Annotated in this window: 12 protein-coding genes; 9 read left to right on the forward strand and 3 right to left on the reverse strand. The window is 73.3% G+C overall.

Annotation, left to right across the window (positions count from 1 at the left end; translation table 11 throughout):
- Window positions 1–34 precede the first annotated feature (34 nt).
- Entirely contained in the window at window positions 35–838 is an 804-nt protein-coding gene (locus tag ACZ45T_RS06690; RefSeq protein ID WP_468438183.1) for a TetR/AcrR family transcriptional regulator, read from the forward strand.
- A gap of 6 nt (window positions 839–844) precedes the next feature.
- Here ACZ45T_RS06690 and ACZ45T_RS06695 read toward each other — a convergent pair whose 3' ends face one another.
- Window positions 845–1,969, reverse strand: a complete 1,125-nt coding sequence (locus ACZ45T_RS06695; RefSeq protein WP_468438714.1) for a type ISP restriction/modification enzyme — start codon at window positions 1,967–1,969, stop codon at window positions 845–847.
- A gap of 155 nt (window positions 1,970–2,124) precedes the next feature.
- Here ACZ45T_RS06695 and ACZ45T_RS06700 point away from each other — a divergent pair, with 155 nt between their 5' ends.
- Window positions 2,125–2,286 (forward strand): hypothetical protein, encoded by a 162-nt coding sequence (locus ACZ45T_RS06700; protein WP_468438185.1) that lies wholly within the window; start codon window positions 2,125–2,127, stop codon window positions 2,284–2,286.
- 53 nt (window positions 2,287–2,339) lie between these two features.
- Here the strand turns inward: ACZ45T_RS06700 and ACZ45T_RS06705 are convergent, their stop codons facing one another.
- Together ACZ45T_RS06705 and hmgA are read right to left on the reverse strand one after the other, a co-directional pair.
- The gene (locus tag ACZ45T_RS06705) at window positions 2,340–3,089 is read right to left on the reverse strand and encodes a GntR family transcriptional regulator (protein WP_468438187.1); all 750 of its coding nucleotides are present in this window, start codon (window positions 3,087–3,089) and stop codon (window positions 2,340–2,342) included.
- 63 nt (window positions 3,090–3,152) lie between these two features.
- Entirely contained in the window at window positions 3,153–4,490 is a 1,338-nt protein-coding gene (gene hmgA, locus ACZ45T_RS06710; RefSeq protein ID WP_468438188.1) for a homogentisate 1,2-dioxygenase, read from the reverse strand.
- Between the two features lie 145 nt (window positions 4,491–4,635).
- Between hmgA and ACZ45T_RS06715 the strand changes: the two genes are divergently transcribed.
- The 7 genes from ACZ45T_RS06715 (at window position 4,636) to ACZ45T_RS06745 (ending at window position 15,722) form a co-directional block, all read left to right on the forward strand.
- On the forward strand, window positions 4,636–6,783 hold the full coding sequence (locus ACZ45T_RS06715; RefSeq protein ID WP_468438190.1) for a right-handed parallel beta-helix repeat-containing protein: 2,148 nt from the start codon (window positions 4,636–4,638) through the stop codon (window positions 6,781–6,783).
- A gap of 124 nt (window positions 6,784–6,907) precedes the next feature.
- Window positions 6,908–7,825 (forward strand): cupredoxin domain-containing protein, encoded by a 918-nt coding sequence (locus tag ACZ45T_RS06720; protein WP_468438191.1) that lies wholly within the window; start codon window positions 6,908–6,910, stop codon window positions 7,823–7,825.
- Between the two features lie 430 nt (window positions 7,826–8,255).
- On the forward strand, window positions 8,256–9,557 hold the full coding sequence (locus tag ACZ45T_RS06725) for a hypothetical protein (RefSeq protein WP_468438192.1): 1,302 nt from the start codon (window positions 8,256–8,258) through the stop codon (window positions 9,555–9,557).
- A 35-nt stretch (window positions 9,558–9,592) separates the two neighbouring features.
- Window positions 9,593–10,213, forward strand: coding sequence for a TetR/AcrR family transcriptional regulator (locus tag ACZ45T_RS06730; RefSeq protein WP_468438716.1), 621 nt, complete (start codon window positions 9,593–9,595; stop codon window positions 10,211–10,213).
- Between the two features lie 222 nt (window positions 10,214–10,435).
- Complete coding sequence (locus tag ACZ45T_RS06735; RefSeq protein ID WP_468438194.1) at window positions 10,436–12,667, forward strand: molybdopterin oxidoreductase family protein; 2,232 nt, start codon at window positions 10,436–10,438, stop codon at window positions 12,665–12,667.
- A 73-nt stretch (window positions 12,668–12,740) separates the two neighbouring features.
- Complete coding sequence (locus tag ACZ45T_RS06740) at window positions 12,741–14,210, forward strand: CitMHS family transporter (protein ID WP_468438196.1); 1,470 nt, start codon at window positions 12,741–12,743, stop codon at window positions 14,208–14,210.
- A gap of 99 nt (window positions 14,211–14,309) precedes the next feature.
- Window positions 14,310–15,722: an aldehyde dehydrogenase family protein gene (locus tag ACZ45T_RS06745; protein ID WP_468438198.1), complete on the forward strand. Its 1,413-nt coding sequence runs from the start codon at window positions 14,310–14,312 to the stop codon at window positions 15,720–15,722.
- Window positions 15,723–15,770 lie beyond the last annotated feature (48 nt).

Genomic DNA, 15,770 nt, shown 5'->3' on the forward strand with positions numbered 1-15,770 from the left:
AAGATGGTGGCGAGACGATGAGGTGATCTGAGCGATGACAGCCGGCGGGCGACCCGCTGAACCCGAAGTGATCTGGTCCCGCCCCCAGCGGGCCGGCCGCGGACCCAGGCCGGCGCACAGCCGCGAGTCGATCGCGGCCGAGGCGGTGCGGGTCGCCGACGCCCTGGGGATCGAGGCCGTCTCCATGCGGCGGGTGGCGTCCGGGATCGGCGCCGGGACGATGTCGCTCTACAACTACGTGCCGCGCAAGGAGGACCTGTACGAGCTGATGGTCGACGCCGTCAGCGGGGAGTACGAGTTCGCCCCGCCGACCGGCGCATGGCGGGCCGACCTGCTGGCGCTGGCCCGCCAGACGCGCGCGCTGATGCACCGTCACCCGTGGCTGCCGGGCCTGCTGACACCCGTCTACGGCTTCAGTCCGAACGCCCTGCGCTACCTGGAGCACAGCCTGGACTGCCTGGCGCCGCTGGACGTCCCGGACGCCGAGAAGCTGGAACTCGTCGCCGCCGTCAACGGCACCGTCGCGACCTACGTGGCGGGCGAGCTGGCACTGGCCGAGCGGGCCCGGTCGCTGCCCTGGAGCGAGGCGGAGGAGCAGGGCGTACGGACGGCCTGGCTCGGCTCCTGCCTGGCCACCGGGCAGTACCCGCGGCTGGCGGCGGCCCTGACGGGCGGCGGCCCGGTGCCGGGCGCCGGGCTGGACATGGCCGAGGTGTTCGACCGTACGCTGACGCGGTTGCTGGGGGCCTGGGATCCGGGTGCGGGCGCCGGTGCCGGTGCCGGTGCGGGGCCGGGTTCGGGATCGGATTCGGGCTCGGGCTCGGGCTCGGGCTCGTAAGGCCGCTCAGAGCAGGGCGAACTGTCCGCCCGGGCCCTCCTCCTGGTGGTCCAGCACCGAGGCCGGGCGCCTGGCCCAGGCCGGCGGCGGCAGCACCCCGGCCGCGCGGAGCTCCCCGGCCGCCAGGCCCGGGCCGGGCTCGAACGCGGCCCGCTCCGGGGCCAGATCGGCCAGCAGCGCCAGGGTGGTCACCAGGGCGAGCAGCTCCGAGGTCCAGCTCTGCGGCCACTGCGCCGGACCCAGCGCCTCCAGCCCGTCGGCGTCCGGGCCGCGGTGCGCGGTGCGCGCGGCGAACCAGGCCTCCAGCACCCGCACGCCCTGCGCCTCGTACTCCCAGGCCCCGGCGGGCACGGGCGACACGGTTCCCGTGCCGAGGCTCAGGGTCTCGCTCTGCGCGTCGTACGCGAGCTCGTGCGGCCACGTCCCGACCGCCGAGCGGACGTACGGGCGGCGCCCGCCGGGCAGCCGGGGCGGCTCGCCGCCGCGCGCCCCGCGCAGCTGGACGCCGAGCAGCCGGTGCCCGAGCCGCAGCCCGGCCCGCCAGCGCTCGGGGTCGGCCGCGAGCGGGACCTCGTACCCCCGCGGCCCGGGGCGGCCGGCCGCGAGGATCCAGCACAGGACGTCCTCGGGGGTGGCCCAGCCGCCGTAGCGTTCGCCCAGCAGGGGCAGCAGGCCGGGGGCGAGATTCGGCTCGGCGCCGCCGGGGCGTCGGTGCAGCGGACGGATGCGGCCGAGCCGGCCGGCCGGGAGGTGCGCGGTGACCAGCAGCTCCGGGGTCTCGACGGCGAACAGCTGGTGCTCGTCCCGGACCCGCCAGAGCTCCGGGCGGGCCGTGTCGATGAGCCGCTGGTCGGGCAGGAGCCACTGCTCGTCGAAGGGCTCGCGCAGTACCCGTACGGGGTCGGGGCAGGGGCCCGGCGCGTCGGCGAAGCGGGCCGTGGACGCCGAGCGCTGACCCGGCAGCGCGGCCGCCCCGGCGGCGGGCGTGCGGCTGCGGCTCGGGCGGAACAGCCGCTCCCGCTCGGCCCCTTCGGAGCCGGTCAGAGCGGCCCAGCGGGCGCGCAGGACGGCCGGATCGGGCGCGGCCACCCAGTCCCGGCCCAGGCGCAGGCCGCCCACGGACCAGGGCATCAGATCGTCCAGCAGCGGTACGTCTTCGCTCACGCCGCCGATGGTAGCGACGGGATCCGATGGCCGGGCTGCGTCCAGGCCGAAGCGCTAGGCTCCTTATATACGCAGATGTACGCACATGTGCGCACCATACGGTTCCGACCGAGGAGTGGGTCATGAGCCAGTACGACGAATACTCGACTCCGTCGCAGGCCGAGGGCGAGCGCCTCGACGAGGACATGGACGAGAAGCAGCGCAAGGAGCGGCACCCCCAGACGATGCGGACCACGCCGTCCCAGGCGGAGGGCGAGCGCACCAAGGACGCCGACGAGAAGTAACCCCGTCTCGGTCTCCGGTCGGCGCGCGCCGACTCGGCTCGGTGCGCGTCGGCTCAGTGCGCGTCGACCGTCACGGTGAAGGAGAACCGGTCGCCGCGGTAGCGGATCCGCGCCACGTCCACGACCCGGCCGTCCTCGTCGTACGTCACGCCCGTGTAGTGCAGGATCGGGCTGAGCAGCGGGACCTGGAGCAGCTCGGCCGTCTCCGGGTCCGCGAGCCGTGCCTCCACCGTGTCCGTGATCCGGCTGATGCGCACCCCCACGACGTCCCGCAGCACCTTCGTCATCGGCCAGCGTTCGAGATCGGCGAGGTCCACCGCCTCGGCGAACTGCGGGAGCACCGCGTTCTCCACCCAGTTGGTCGGCTCGCCGCTCTCGCGGTCGTGGCGCAGCCGGCGGTACGTGACCACCTCCGGCGTGTCCGGGAAGTGCTCCAGCAGCTCCCCGGACACGGCCGTCCGCCCCTGGCCGAGAATCGTCGTACGGTCACCCGACTGCTGGGCCACGATCGCGTCGACCGAGCCCAGCAGCCGCACCGGGGTGCTGCGCAGCGCCCCCGGCTCGATGAAGGTGCCGCGCCGCCGGTGCCGGCTGATCAGCCCCTCGCCCTCCAGCTCCTTGAGCGCCTGCCGCATGGTCAGCACGCTCACCCCGTAGTGCCCGGCGAGCTGCTCCTCGGTGGGCAGGCGCAGCGAGGCGTCCGGGGTGCGCCCGAGTATCGAGGCGCGCAGTGACTGCGACACCTGATACCAGAGGGGCAGCTTCCGGTTCAGGACCAGCGAATCGGGGGCGAAGGCGGTCACGGGTGGATCTCCGAACGGATGGACAGGGATGACGTGCGGCGCATGCAGGGTATGCAGTGCAGGTCAGGCGCGGAAGTGGCGCTGCAGACCCTGCCACACGTCGTCGTAGCCCCGCTGGAGGTGATCCGCGCCGGCCGCCTGGGCGGTGGCGGTGATCGGCCAGCGGGTCTCGAACATGAAGGCCAGGCCGTCGTCGATCTTCTGCGGCTTCAGCTCGGCGGCGCTCGCCCGCTCGAAGGTCTCGTGGTCGGGGCCGTGCGCGGACATCATGTTGTGGAGCGAGCCGCCGCCGGGGACGAAGCCCTCGGCCTTGGCGTCGTAGGCGCCCTCGATCAGGCCCATGTACTCGCTCATCACGTTGCGGTGGAAGTACGGCGGGCGGAAGGTGTCCTCGCCGACCAGCCAGCGCGGGGCGAAGACCACGAAGTCCACGCCCGCCAGGCCCGGGGTGTCGGAGGGCGAGGTCAGGACCGTGAAGATCGACGGGTCGGGGTGGTCGTAGCTGATCGAGCCCAGGACGTTGAAACGACGCAGGTCGTAGACGTACGGGACGTGGCTGCCGTGCCAGGCCACCACGTCGAGCGGGGAGTGGTCGTAGGTGGCCGACCAGAGGTTGCCGCAGAACTTGTTGACCACCTCGGTCGGGCGGTCGAGGAGCTCGGGCGCCTCGTACGCCGCCACCGGGGCCTGGAAGTCCCGTGCGGCGGCGAGGCCGTTGGCGCCGATCGGGCCCAGGTTCGGCAGCTCGAAGGGCTGGCCGTAGTTCTCGCAGACGTAGCCGCGGGCATCGTCGTCCAGCAGCTCCACGCGGAAGCGGACGCCGCGCGGGATGAGGGCCACGTCGCCCGGGCGGGCGGCGAGCAGGCCGAGCTCGGTGCGCAGGAGCAGTCCGCCGCGCTCGGGGACGATCAGCAGCTCGCCGTCGGAGTCGCTGAACACCCGGTCGGTCATGGGCGCGTTGGCGGCGTAGAGGTGGATGGCCATGCCGGTGCGCTGGGTCGCGTCGCCGTTGCCGCCGAGGGTCCACAGGCCGGCCAGGAAGTCGGTGCCGGGCGCCGGGTCGGGCAGCGGGTTCCAGCGGAGCCGGTTCGGGTCCGCCGGGGCCTCGGTGAAGGGTCCGGTGCGCAGGGCCCCGTTGTCGATCCGGGTGAAGGGCGGGTGCGCGGCCGACGGGCGGATCCGGTAGAGCCAGGAGCGTCGGTTGTGGCTGCGGGGCTCGGTGAAGGCGCTGCCGCTGAGCTGCTCGGCGTAGAGGCCGAGGGGGGCGCGCTGCGGCGAGTTCCGGCCGAGCGGCAGCGCGCCGGGGACCGCCTCCGAGCTGTGCTCGTTGCCGAAGCCGGTGAGGTATTCCAGCGCCTCTGCCGTCTTCCTGGCCTGCTCGCTGCCGGCCTGCTCGCTCATGTGCTGCTCCCGCTCCGTCGAAGGAATCCTATGGTCGACAGTAGGATTCCGCGGCCCGCACGTCAACGGTGCCCTTGGGCGGGGGCCGATTCGATTCGTGCGAAGGGGGCTCCTAAAAGATGAACAATGCTCTACTCTCTCGCGCATGTCGTGGACCCGCAGGTTTCCTGCCGTGCCGGCGGTGCTCCTCGCCGCCCTCCTCGCTCTTGTGTCCCTCCTCGCCGCCGCGCCCGCCGCCCGCGCGCACGAGGAGCGCCCGGTCACCCTCCCCGACGGCTCCGGCTCCGTGCCCGAGTACCGCAGGGCGGAGCCGGACCTGATCGTCTGCAAGACGGACCGGCCCGCCTTCGAACGCCGGATATCCGCCTTCCCGGAGGAGCTCCGGCAGCGCAACCTCGCCCTGTACGAGCGGTGCGAGAAGAGCGGCTACCGGCACCTCCAGGAGGCCGTCGACGCCGTCGACCGGCCCGGGATGAACATCGCGATCCTCCCCGGCCTGTACGAGGAGGAGCCCTCGCTCGGGACGCCGACGGGGGAGTGCGCCGCACTGAAGGCCCCGAACTCCTCCCTCGGCTACCAGATCCTGACCTACGAGCAGCAGGTCGCCTGCCGCCACAACCAGAACCTCGTCGCGATCCTCGGCAAGACGAACCTGCAGATCGAGGGCACCGGCGCCGCGCGCATGGACGTCGTCATCGACGCCAAGTACCAGAAGCTGAACGCCATCCGCGCCGACAAGTCCAACGGCATCTACTTCCGCAACTTCACCGCCCAGCGCACCACCTTCAACTCGCTGTACGTGCTGGCGGGCGACGGCTTCGTCATCGACGACGTGCTGACCCGCTGGAACGACGAGTACGGCTTCCTGACCTTCGCCAGCGACCACGGGCTCTACAAGAACTGCGAGTCGTACGGGAACGGCGACTCCGGCATCTACCCCGGCAGCGCCTCCAACATCAACGACGGCCGCGGCTACGAGGTCCCCCGCTACTCCATCGAGATCACCGGCTGCCGCAGCCACCACAACATGGTCGGTTACTCCGGCACCGCGGGCGACTCGGTCTGGGTGCACGACAACGAGTTCGACCAGAACATGGGCGGCGCCTCGATGGACAGCGCCTTCCCCGGCCACCCCGGACTCCCGCAGAACCACGCCAAGTTCGAGCGGAACCTGATCCACGACAACAACCAGGACTACTACGGCCACGTCGCCGACGGCACCTGCGCCAAGCCGCCGATCGAGCGCGGCTACGAACGCGGTGTCGTCTGCCCGCAGATCTCCATGCCGCCGGGCACCGGCATCATCACCGCGGGCGGCAACTGGAACCTCTACGAGAACAACTGGGTGTACGGACACCGGCGCGCGGGCTTCTTCCTCAGCGCGGTCCCGGCCTTCATCCGCGGCGAGGAGCAGTGGTCGAAGCAGATGGACACCTCCCACCACAACCGGTACGCCGGGAACGTCATGGGCAAGGACAAGTCCGGCGCCGCCCGCCCCAACGGCATGGACGTGTGGTGGGACGGCCAGGGCCGCGGCAACTGCTGGCAGGACGGCCCCGACGGCTCCTCCCCGGGCGCGGTCCCGCAGTGCGGTGACCGCCGGGGCGCCATCTCCGGGGCCTCGGCCCGACTGGTCGGCGAACCGGTCAAGCTGGTCCAGCTCTTCGTCTGCGCGGACTACAACGTCCAGGCGCGCAAACTCCCGGCCGGCTGCGACTGGTACGGCGCGCGCGGTCTGGAGCGGGTGGAGACCCAGCTCGCGCTGGCCGTGGCGGCGGTCCTGCTGCTGGTCGGCGGGGTCCTGTGGTGGCGCCGCCTGCGCGGTTCGCGCCTGGGCACGGCGGCCTCGCTCCTGGGCCTGGCGGGTCTGGTCCTGGACGTGGCCGGCTCCACCATGCCCCTGGTCGCGACCTTCGTCCCCGCGCTCGCTCTGCTCCTCCTCGGCCTGTGGTGGACGGGCGTCGGCGTGGCGCTGCGCCCCACCCGCCCCTGGCTGGCCCGTCTGACCCTGCTCCTGGCCGGGCTCACCCTGCTGGACGCCTTCGACAAGGCGGTCCTGATGATCCCCTGGACCCCCCTGAGCCCCGCCTGGGTCCGGGCCCTGGTGGCCGTGATCTGGATCCTGTGGGCAGCCATCGCCTCGGCCCGCCCCGGCACCCCGGCCCGCCCCTCCGGCCCGGGCGACGACCCGGCCGGCGACCGCAGCCCGGCCCCCGCCGGCCCGGCCCCGGCCCTCCGCGCGGTAGCCCCCGAACCGTCGGCCCACCCGACCACCCCGGAGGCCGCCGCATGACCCCCGCCCTGCCGCCCCGGCCCGCTGCCCTGCGGGCTCGGCCTGCTGCCCTGCGGGCTCGGCCCGCCACCCGGCCGCGCCGGTGCGCTGCCCTGCGGGCTCGGCGCACCGGGGGAGGTGCGCGATGAGCCACGGCCGTACCGACGACCCGATCCGGTGCGACGCCTGCGGAGGGCCACCCCGCGGGCCGCGGACAGCCCGCCGAGCCGCCCGCGCCGCAGCCCTGCTCGCCCTCGCCCTGCTCCTCGCGGGCGGCGCGGCGACGGCCTGCGGAGGGCGGGCCACCACCCACCACAAGCCCGGCACCAGCCACGAGCAGGCCTCCGGCAGTGTGGGCACCCTGCTCACCGCCGCCGACAGCACCGGCCACCGGCTCCGCGAGGTCCCGGCCGAGGGCGCGCCGGAGGTCCAGCTGACCGCCCGCCCGGATTCCGAGGACGGCTGGAACCTCCAGCTGACGGTGAACAACTTCCGCTTCACCCCCGACAGCACCGGCGGCGCGGCGCTCCCGGGCGCCGGCCACGCGCACCTGGAGCTCGACGGCCGCAAGCTGGCCCGGCTGTACGGCCCCTGGTTCCACCTGTCCGCCGCCCAGGTCCCCGAGGGCGCGCACACCCTGACCGTCCGCCTCTACGCGGACGACCACACCGCCTGGGCGGTGTCCGGCAAACCGGTCGAGGGCACGGCCCAGCTCACCGCCACCGCCCCGGCCGCGCCCGGCGGCCACAGTCACGGCGACACATCGCCACCCCCGGCACAGCCATCGGCGGCGCCCGAAGCCGACCGGACCGTCACCATCACCGTCCGGGACGGCAAGGTCAGCCCCGCCCCCGCCCGCACCGAGCTGCGGCGCGGGGAGCGGGTCGCCCTGCGCGTCACCAGCGACCGCGCGGACACCCTGCACGTCCACGGCTACGACAAGGAACTCGCTCTGCCCGCAGGCCAGGAGGCCACCCTGATCCTGACGGCCGACCGCACGGGCCTCTTCGAAGTCGAGACCCACGAGTCCGGCCTCGTCCTGACCCAGCTCCTCGTCCGATGACCCATCCCCGTCCCGCGCCCGCACCCGTGCCTGCACTGGCGGCCGGGGCCGCGCCTGCACCGGCGGCCGGGCCCGTGCTCGTGCCTTCACCGGCGCCCGGCCCTTCACCGGCGCCCGGCCTTTCACCGGCGCCCGGCCCTTCACCGGTGGCCGCGCCCGCACTGGCGCCCGCGCCCGCACTGGCGCCCGCGCCCGCACTGGCGCCCGCGCCCGCACTGGCGCCCGCGCCCGCACCGGCGGCCGCGCCCCGGCGGCCCGCACTTCGGTCCATGCCCCCGGCCGCCGCCCCGGCCCGGCCGCTCGGACTCGGGCCCGAGTCCGGAATGCCAGGTCAAGCCGGCGGCAGGACAGCGCCGTCGGCGGGCCGGTGGTGAGCCCCGTCGGGCCGGGCCTCCTCCCCGGCGCCGGCGGTGGCGGTCACGGCCAGGGCGTGGTCCTTCACCCGGCCGATCCGCTCACCGCACTCGCGCACGGAATCGGCTCCCAACACGACCTGCCCATCTCTCCCTTCTACGCGTTCGCCGGTGCCTTCGCCGCGCTGTTCGTCTCCTTTCTCGCGCTCGGCCTGCTCTGGTCCACCTCCCGCTTCCGCGGCAACCGCTCGGGGCTCGCCCTGCCCGCCGCCCTCCAGCGGGTGGCCGACGCGCCGGCCACCCGCACCACCCTGCGCGGACTGGGACTCGCCGCCGCACTTGCCGTCCTGCTCCACCTCCTCCTCGGTCCCGACGCCCCCGCACACAACCCCGCTCCCGGCGCCGTCTACGTCCTCCTCTGGGTCGGACTCGTCCCCGCCTCCCTCCTCCTCGGCCCCGTCTGGCGCCTGCTCAACCCGCTCCGCACCCTGCACCGCCTGTTCTCCCGGGCCCTGCGCCGCCGCGGGCCCGACCGCCCCCTTCCCGCCCGACTGGGGCAATGGCCCGCCGCCGCAGGCCTGTTCGGCTTCACCTGGCTCGAACTCGTCGCTCCTGACCCTGCATCCACCACCACCCTCCTGATCGCCCTCGCCGCCTACGCCACCGCCCAGCTGCTCCTCGCCGCCCGCTTCGGCGAGCGCTGGTTCGACGACGGAGACGCCTTCGAGGTGTACTCCGCCCTCCTGGCCCGGCTCTCCCCCCTCGGCCGTCGCAGCGACGGCCGCCTGGTCCTCCGTAACCCCTTCCACGGACTCGACGCGACACCCGAGCGGCCCGGACTCGTCGCCACCGTCTGCGTCCTGCTCGGCTCCACCGCCTACGACGGCTTCTCCGACAACCCCTCGTGGATCAACGCCATACAGACCTCCCCCCTCGGCCGCACCCCCGCGGCCACACTCGGACTGCTCGGTTCCATCGCCCTCGTCGCCACCCTCTACTGCCTCTGCGCGGCGGCAACCCGACTCGTCGGCGGCCCGCACCCCGGCCCGCTGACCGCCTTCGCGCACTCACTCGTGCCGATCGCACTCGGCTATCTCATCGCCCACTACTTCTCCCTCCTGGTAGTCGAAGGACCACGCACAGTCAGCATGGCACTCGGCACTGACAACGGCCCCGAACCCGTCCCACCACTGGGTCCCGGGGCCCTCGCCGCCCTCCAGGTCATCGCCGTCGTCACCGGTCACGTGCTCGGCGTCGTCGCGGCCCACGACCGCTCCGTACGCCTCTTCCCGCCCGCGAAGGCGGTCGCCGGCCAACTGCCGCTGCTCGCGCTGATGATCACGTACACCATCGGGGGGCTCAGCCTCCTGCTGAACTGAGGCCCCTGGCGAACCCGAAAGCGAGGAGCGGCATGATGGACCCCGTGCCTCCCGCCCCCTCCCTGCGCCGTGCGCCGATCCAGCAACGCAGCGCCGACCGGCTCGCCCGGATCCTCGACGCCTGCGCCGAGGTCCTGGACGAGACCGGGTACGAGAACCTCAGCACCCGTGCCGTCGCGCTGCGCGCCGGCGTGCCGATCGGCTCCGTCTACCGCTTCTTCGGCAACAAGCGGGCCATGGCCATCGCCCTCGCGCACCGCAATCTGGACCGCTACGCCGACGGCATCGCGGAGCGGCTCGCCGACCTCCCGGCCACCCACTGGCGGCCCGTCGTGGACGCCGTGCTGGACGAGTACCTGGCGATGAAGCGGAGCGTCCCCGGCTTCGCGCTCATCGACTTCGGCGTGCCGGCGCCGCCGGCCGAGGGTCCGGACGTCGACCCGAACCGCCAGGTCGCCGCCCGTCTGACCGAGCTGCTCTCCGGGCACCTCGGCCTGATCCCCGACGCCGCCCTCGAACGCGCCGTCCTCGTTGCCGTCGAGGCCACCGACGCGCTGATCCAACTGGCCTTCAGGACCGACCCGGCCGGGGATCCGGACATCGTCGCCGAGACGCGCGCGATGATGCACGCCTATCTGGCCCGCGTGCTGGACTGAGCCCCGCCCCGGCCCGCAATCCCTCCGGCGAGCTCGCTCAGGCGCGCACTCGCTCCGGCCCGCCCTGCCTCCGCCCTGTCCTGCCTCCGGCCCGCCCTGCCTCCCGGCCCGTTCGGTCCCGGCCCGTACTCGGTCCCGTACGGCTCTCCCCTCCGTGCCTACCGGTCGGTATGCTCAATGTGCCCGCGTGTCCGTGCCGCAGCCTGCCGCCCTGGAGGGCCCATGCCCCGCACCGCCCTGCGCATCTGCCCCCTCTGCGAAGCCACCTGCGGCCTGACCCTCACCATCGAGGGCACCGCCGTCACCGGCGCCCGCGGTGACCGCGAGGACGTCTTCAGCAAGGGCTTCATCTGCCCCAAGGGCGCCGCCTTCGGCCAGCTCGACGCCGACCCCGACCGGCTGCGGAGCCCCCTCGTCCGCCGCGACGGCCGGCTCCAGGAGGCCACGTGGGAGGAGGCCTACGACGCCATCGCGGCCGCCGTTCCCGCGCTCGTCCGGGAGTACGGGGCCCTGTCGGTCGGCGTGGTCCTCGGCAACCCGAACGCGCACACCATGGCCGGCGCCCTCTACCCGCCGATGCTCCTCAAGGCCCTCGGCACCCGCAACCTGTTCACCGCGAGCACGCTCGACCAGATGCCCAAGCACGTGTCCAGCGGGCTGCTCTTCGGCGACCCCTTCGCCATTCCGGTCCCCGATCTCGACCGGACCGACTTCCTGCTGCTCCTGGGCGCCAACCCGGTCGAGTCGAACGGCTCCCTGTGCACCGCCCCCGACTTCCCCGGCCGGCTCAAGGCCCTGCGTGCCCGCGGCGGCACCCTGGTCGTCGTCGACCCGCGCCGCACCCGCACCGCCGCGCTCGCCGACCGCCACCTCGCGCCGCGCCCCGGCAGTGACGCACTGCTGCTCGCCGCCCTCGCGCACACCCTGCTCACCGAGAAGCTCGCCGCCCCCGGCGAACTGGAGGAACGGACCGAGGGACTCGGGGAACTCGCCGACGTGCTCGGGAGTTTCACTCCTGAGGCCGTGGCACCCGCCTGCGACCTCCCGGCCGACGAGATCCGCACCCTCGCCCGCGAGCTCGCGGCCGCGCCCACCGCCGCCGTCTACGGGCGGGTCGGCAGCTGCACCGTCGAGTACGGCACCCTGACCAGCTGGCTGGTCGACGTACTGAACATCCTCACCGGCAACCTCGACCGGCCGGGCGGAGTCCTCTTCCCGCTCCCGGCCGCCGGCCCGCGGCCCCGCCCCGCCGGGCCCGGCAAGGGCTTCGGCATCGGCCGCTGGCACAGCCGGGTCAGCGGGCACCCCGAGGTCAAGAGCGAACTGCCCACCGCCGCCCTGGCCGAGGAGATCGAGACCCCGGGGGAGGGGCGGATCCGTGCCCTGATCTGCATCGCCGCGAATCCGGTCCTGTCCGCACCCGACGGCGACCGGCTCGACCGGGCGCTGGCCGGCCTCGACTTCATGATCTCGGTCGACCCGTACCTGAACGAGACCTCGCGCCACGCCCACGTCGTGCTGCCCCCGCCGCCGCCCGCGCAAAGCGCACACCACGACTTCGCCTTCAACGGCTTCGCCATCCGCAACCAGGCGCGCTACACCCGCGCCGCCGTCCCCCTCGAAGCGGGCCGTCTCGACGAGTGCGAAATCCACGCGCGCCTCGTCCTCGCCGTCTCCGGCATGCACGGCTCGGCCGGACCGGAGGCCGTCGACGAGCTGGCCGTCCAAGGCGCCCTGGCCAAGGAGACCGCCGACCCGCGCTCGCCGCTCCACGGGCAGGACCCGGCGCACCTCGCCGGCTTCCTCACCGGCGAGAGCGGTCCCGAGCGTCGCCTCGACCTCATGCTCCGACTGGGGCCGTACGGAGACCGGTTCGGCGCGGATGCCGAGGGGGAGCTCAGCCTGGAGCGGCTGCTCGCGCACCCGCACGGCATCGACCTGGGCCCGCTGCGGCCCAGGCTCCCGGGCGTGCTGAGGACCCGCAGCGGCAGGATCGAGCTGCTCCCGGACCCGATCGCGGCCGAGCTCCCCAGGCTGCGCGCGGCGCTCGCCGACCGCCCCGCCACCCTGGTGCTCGTGGGCCGCCGCCATCTGCGGTCCAACAACAGCTGGTTGCACAACGTCCCGGCCCTCACCGGAGGTTCCAACCGCTGCACCCTCCAGGTCCACCCGCAGGACGCCGACCGGCTGGGTCTCACCGACGGGGGGCGGGCCCGGGTCACCGCCGACGGCGGAAGCCTGGAGGCGCCCGTCGAGGTCACCGACGCCGTCCGCGCCGGGGTGGTGAGCCTTCCGCACGGCTGGGGCCACGACCGCGCCGGGGCCCGGCTCTCAGTGGCCTCCGCCGCGCCTGGCGTCAACGTCAACCAGCTGCTCGACGGCACCCGGCTCGACCGGCTGTCCGGCACGGCGGTCCTCAACGGGTTCCCCGTCGAACTGACACCCCTGCCCTGAGCTGGGGTTTTGCTCGTATTGCTCACACGTAGACGTCTTGTTGGCCCAGGGAGGCGGCACCTACCTTCCCCACATGCTGACCTTCCTCGGCTTCGCCATGATCGCGACATTCCTGGTCCTGATCATGATGAAGAAAATGTCGCCCATCGCGGCGCTCGTCCTCATCCCCGCACTCTTCTGCGTGTTCGCAGGGAAGGGCGCGCACCTCGGCGACTACGTCATCGAAGGCGTCGGCAAGCTCGCACCGACCGCCGCCATGCTGATGTTCGCCATCGTCTACTTCGGCGTGATGATCGACGTCGGCCTCTTCGACCCGATCGTGCGCGGCATCCTGCGCTTCTGCAAGGCGGACCCGATGCGGGTGGTGGTCGGCACCGCCGTCCTCGCCGCGATCGTCTCGCTCGACGGTGACGGATCGACCACCTTCATGATCACCGTGTCGGCCATGTATCCGCTGTACAAGCGGCTGGGCCTGAGCCTGGTGGTCATGACGGGGGTCGCGGCCACGGCCAATGGCGTCATGAACACCCTGCCCTGGGGCGGTCCCACGGCCCGCGCCGCCACCGCGCTCAAGCTCGACGCCGCAGACATCTTCGTCCCGATGATCCCGGCCCTCGCGGTGGGCCTGCTCTGCGTGTTCATCCTGGCGTACGTCCTCGGCGTCAAGGAGCGCCGCCGGGTCGGCATGCTGGTCCTGCCCGGCCAGGCGGAGCCGGAGGCCGCGGAGGAGACCCTGGTCCCGGCGACCCCCGGCTCGGCCGCCGCCGACGACGCCGTGGGCGCCGGCCCGACCGTGGCCACCGGCTCCGGATCCGTCAGCAGCTCCTCCGCCAGCAGCTCCGCCAGCAGCTCCGCCGCCGCCCCGCAGGGGAGCGACGGCGCCCCGGCGCCCGAGGACGGCTTCCAAGGCCTCGACCCCGACCGCCCCACCCTGCGGCCGCGCCTCTACTGGTTCAACGCCGGCCTCACCATCGCGCTCCTCACCGCGATGATCATGGAGCTGCTGCCCATCCCGGTGCTGTTCCTGCTCGGCGCCGCCCTTGCCCTCACCGTGAACTTCCCGCACATGCCCGACCAGAAGGCCCGGATCGCCGCCCACGCCGACAACGTCCTGAACGTCGCCGGCATGGTCTTCGCCGCCGCCGTCTTCACCGGTGTCCTCACCGGCACCGGCATGGTCAAGCACATGGCCGATTGGCTCGTCGGCGCCATCCCCGAGGGCATGGGCCCGCACATGGCCCTCGTCACCGGCCTGCTCAGCCTCCCGCTCACCTACTTCATGTCCAACGACGGCTTCTACTTCGGCGTCCTGCCCGTCCTGGCCGAGGCCGGCGCCGCCCACGGGGTCTCCCCGCTCGAGATCGCCCGCGCCTCCCTCGTCGGCCAGGCGCTGCACATGTCGAGCCCACTGGTTCCGGCCGTCTACGTTCTGGTCGGCATGGCCAAGGTCGAGTTCGGCGACCACACCCGTTTCACCGTGAAATGGGCGGCGCTGACCTCTCTCGTCGTCCTCGCGGCAGGGATGCTTTTCGGCATCATCTGATCCGGGCCGCCCCCTGGCCACCAAAAACTACCGACGCTAGTTTGTAGGGTGTTCGCGAGGTCGGACCTACGCGCTCGTGCGTGCTCGGGAGGAATTGCCATGAAGGCCCACGACGGGATGTACATCGACGGCGAGTGGCGGCCCGCCGTCGGACGCGACCGGATCGAGGTCGTGAATCCGGCCGACGAGCAGGTCATCGCCCAGGTCCCGGCCGGGACCGGCGAGGACGTCGACGCGGCCGTACGCGCGGCCCGCGCGGCCTTCCCCGGCTGGGCGGCCACGCCTCCGGCCGAGCGGGCCCACCTGATCCGCGCGCTCCGCGACGTACTCCAGGCCCGCAAGGCCGAGATCGCCGACACCATCACCGCCGAACTCGGCTCCCCGCTCGGCTTCTCGACGATGGTCCACGTCGGGTCGCCGATCGCGGTGGCCTCCTCCTACGCGGATCTCGCGTCCTCGTACGCCTTCGAGGAGCGGATCGGGAACTCCACCGTGCTGATGGAGCCGATCGGTGTGGTCGGCGCCATCACGCCGTGGAACTATCCGCTGCACCAGGTCGTTGCAAAGGTGGCGCCCGCTCTCGCCGCCGGCTGCACCCTCGTCCTCAAGCCGGCCGAGGACACCCCGCTGACCGCGCAGCTCTTCGCCGAAGCCGTGCACGAGGCGGGCATCCCGGCCGGAGTCTTCAACCTGGTGACCGGTACCGGCCCGGTCGCCGGGCAGGCCTTGGCCGCGCACGAGGGAGTCGACCTCGTCTCCTTCACCGGCTCGACCGCCGTCGGCAAGCAGATCGGCGCCACCGCCGGCGCCGCCGTCAAGCGGGTCGCCCTCGAGCTGGGCGGCAAATCGGCCAATGTCATCCTGCCCGGAGCCGACCTGGCCAAGGCCGTCGCGGCAGGCGTGGGCCACGTCATGAACAACACCGGCCAGAGCTGTAACGCGCTCACCCGGATGCTCGTCCACCGGGACCGGTACGAGGAGGCCGTCTCGCTCGCGGCCGCCGCCGTAGCCGAGTTCCCCACCGGCGACCCGCGTGAGCCGGGCACCCGCGTCGGCCCGGTCGTCAACTCCAAGCAGCACGAGCGTGTCCGCGGCTACATCGCCAAGGGCGTGGCGGAAGGAGCGCGCCTCGTCGCGGGTGGTCCGGACGCGCCGCACGAGCAGGGGTACTTCGTCGCACCGACCGTGTTCGCCGATGTCACCCCCGACATGACCATCGCCCAGGAGGAGATCTTCGGCCCGGTGCTGTCGATCCTCCCGTACGAGGACGAGGAGGAGGCCCTGCGCATCGCCAACGGCACCGTCTACGGCCTGGGCGGCGCGGTATGGGCCGAGGACGAGGCGACGGCCGTGGCCTTCGCGCGCCGCATGGACACCGGGCAGGTGGACATCAACGGCGGCCGCTTCAACGTGCTCGCGCCCTTCGGCGGCTACAAGCAGTCGGGTGTCGGCCGTGAGCTGGGCCCGCACGGCCTGGCGGAGTACCTCCAGACCAAGTCCCTGCAGTTCTGATCCCGCAGCCCGCCCGTTCTCCCCGCGTCCTCAGCCCTCTGCACCGGA

The organism is Streptomyces sp. NPDC030995, from assembly GCF_055571215.1.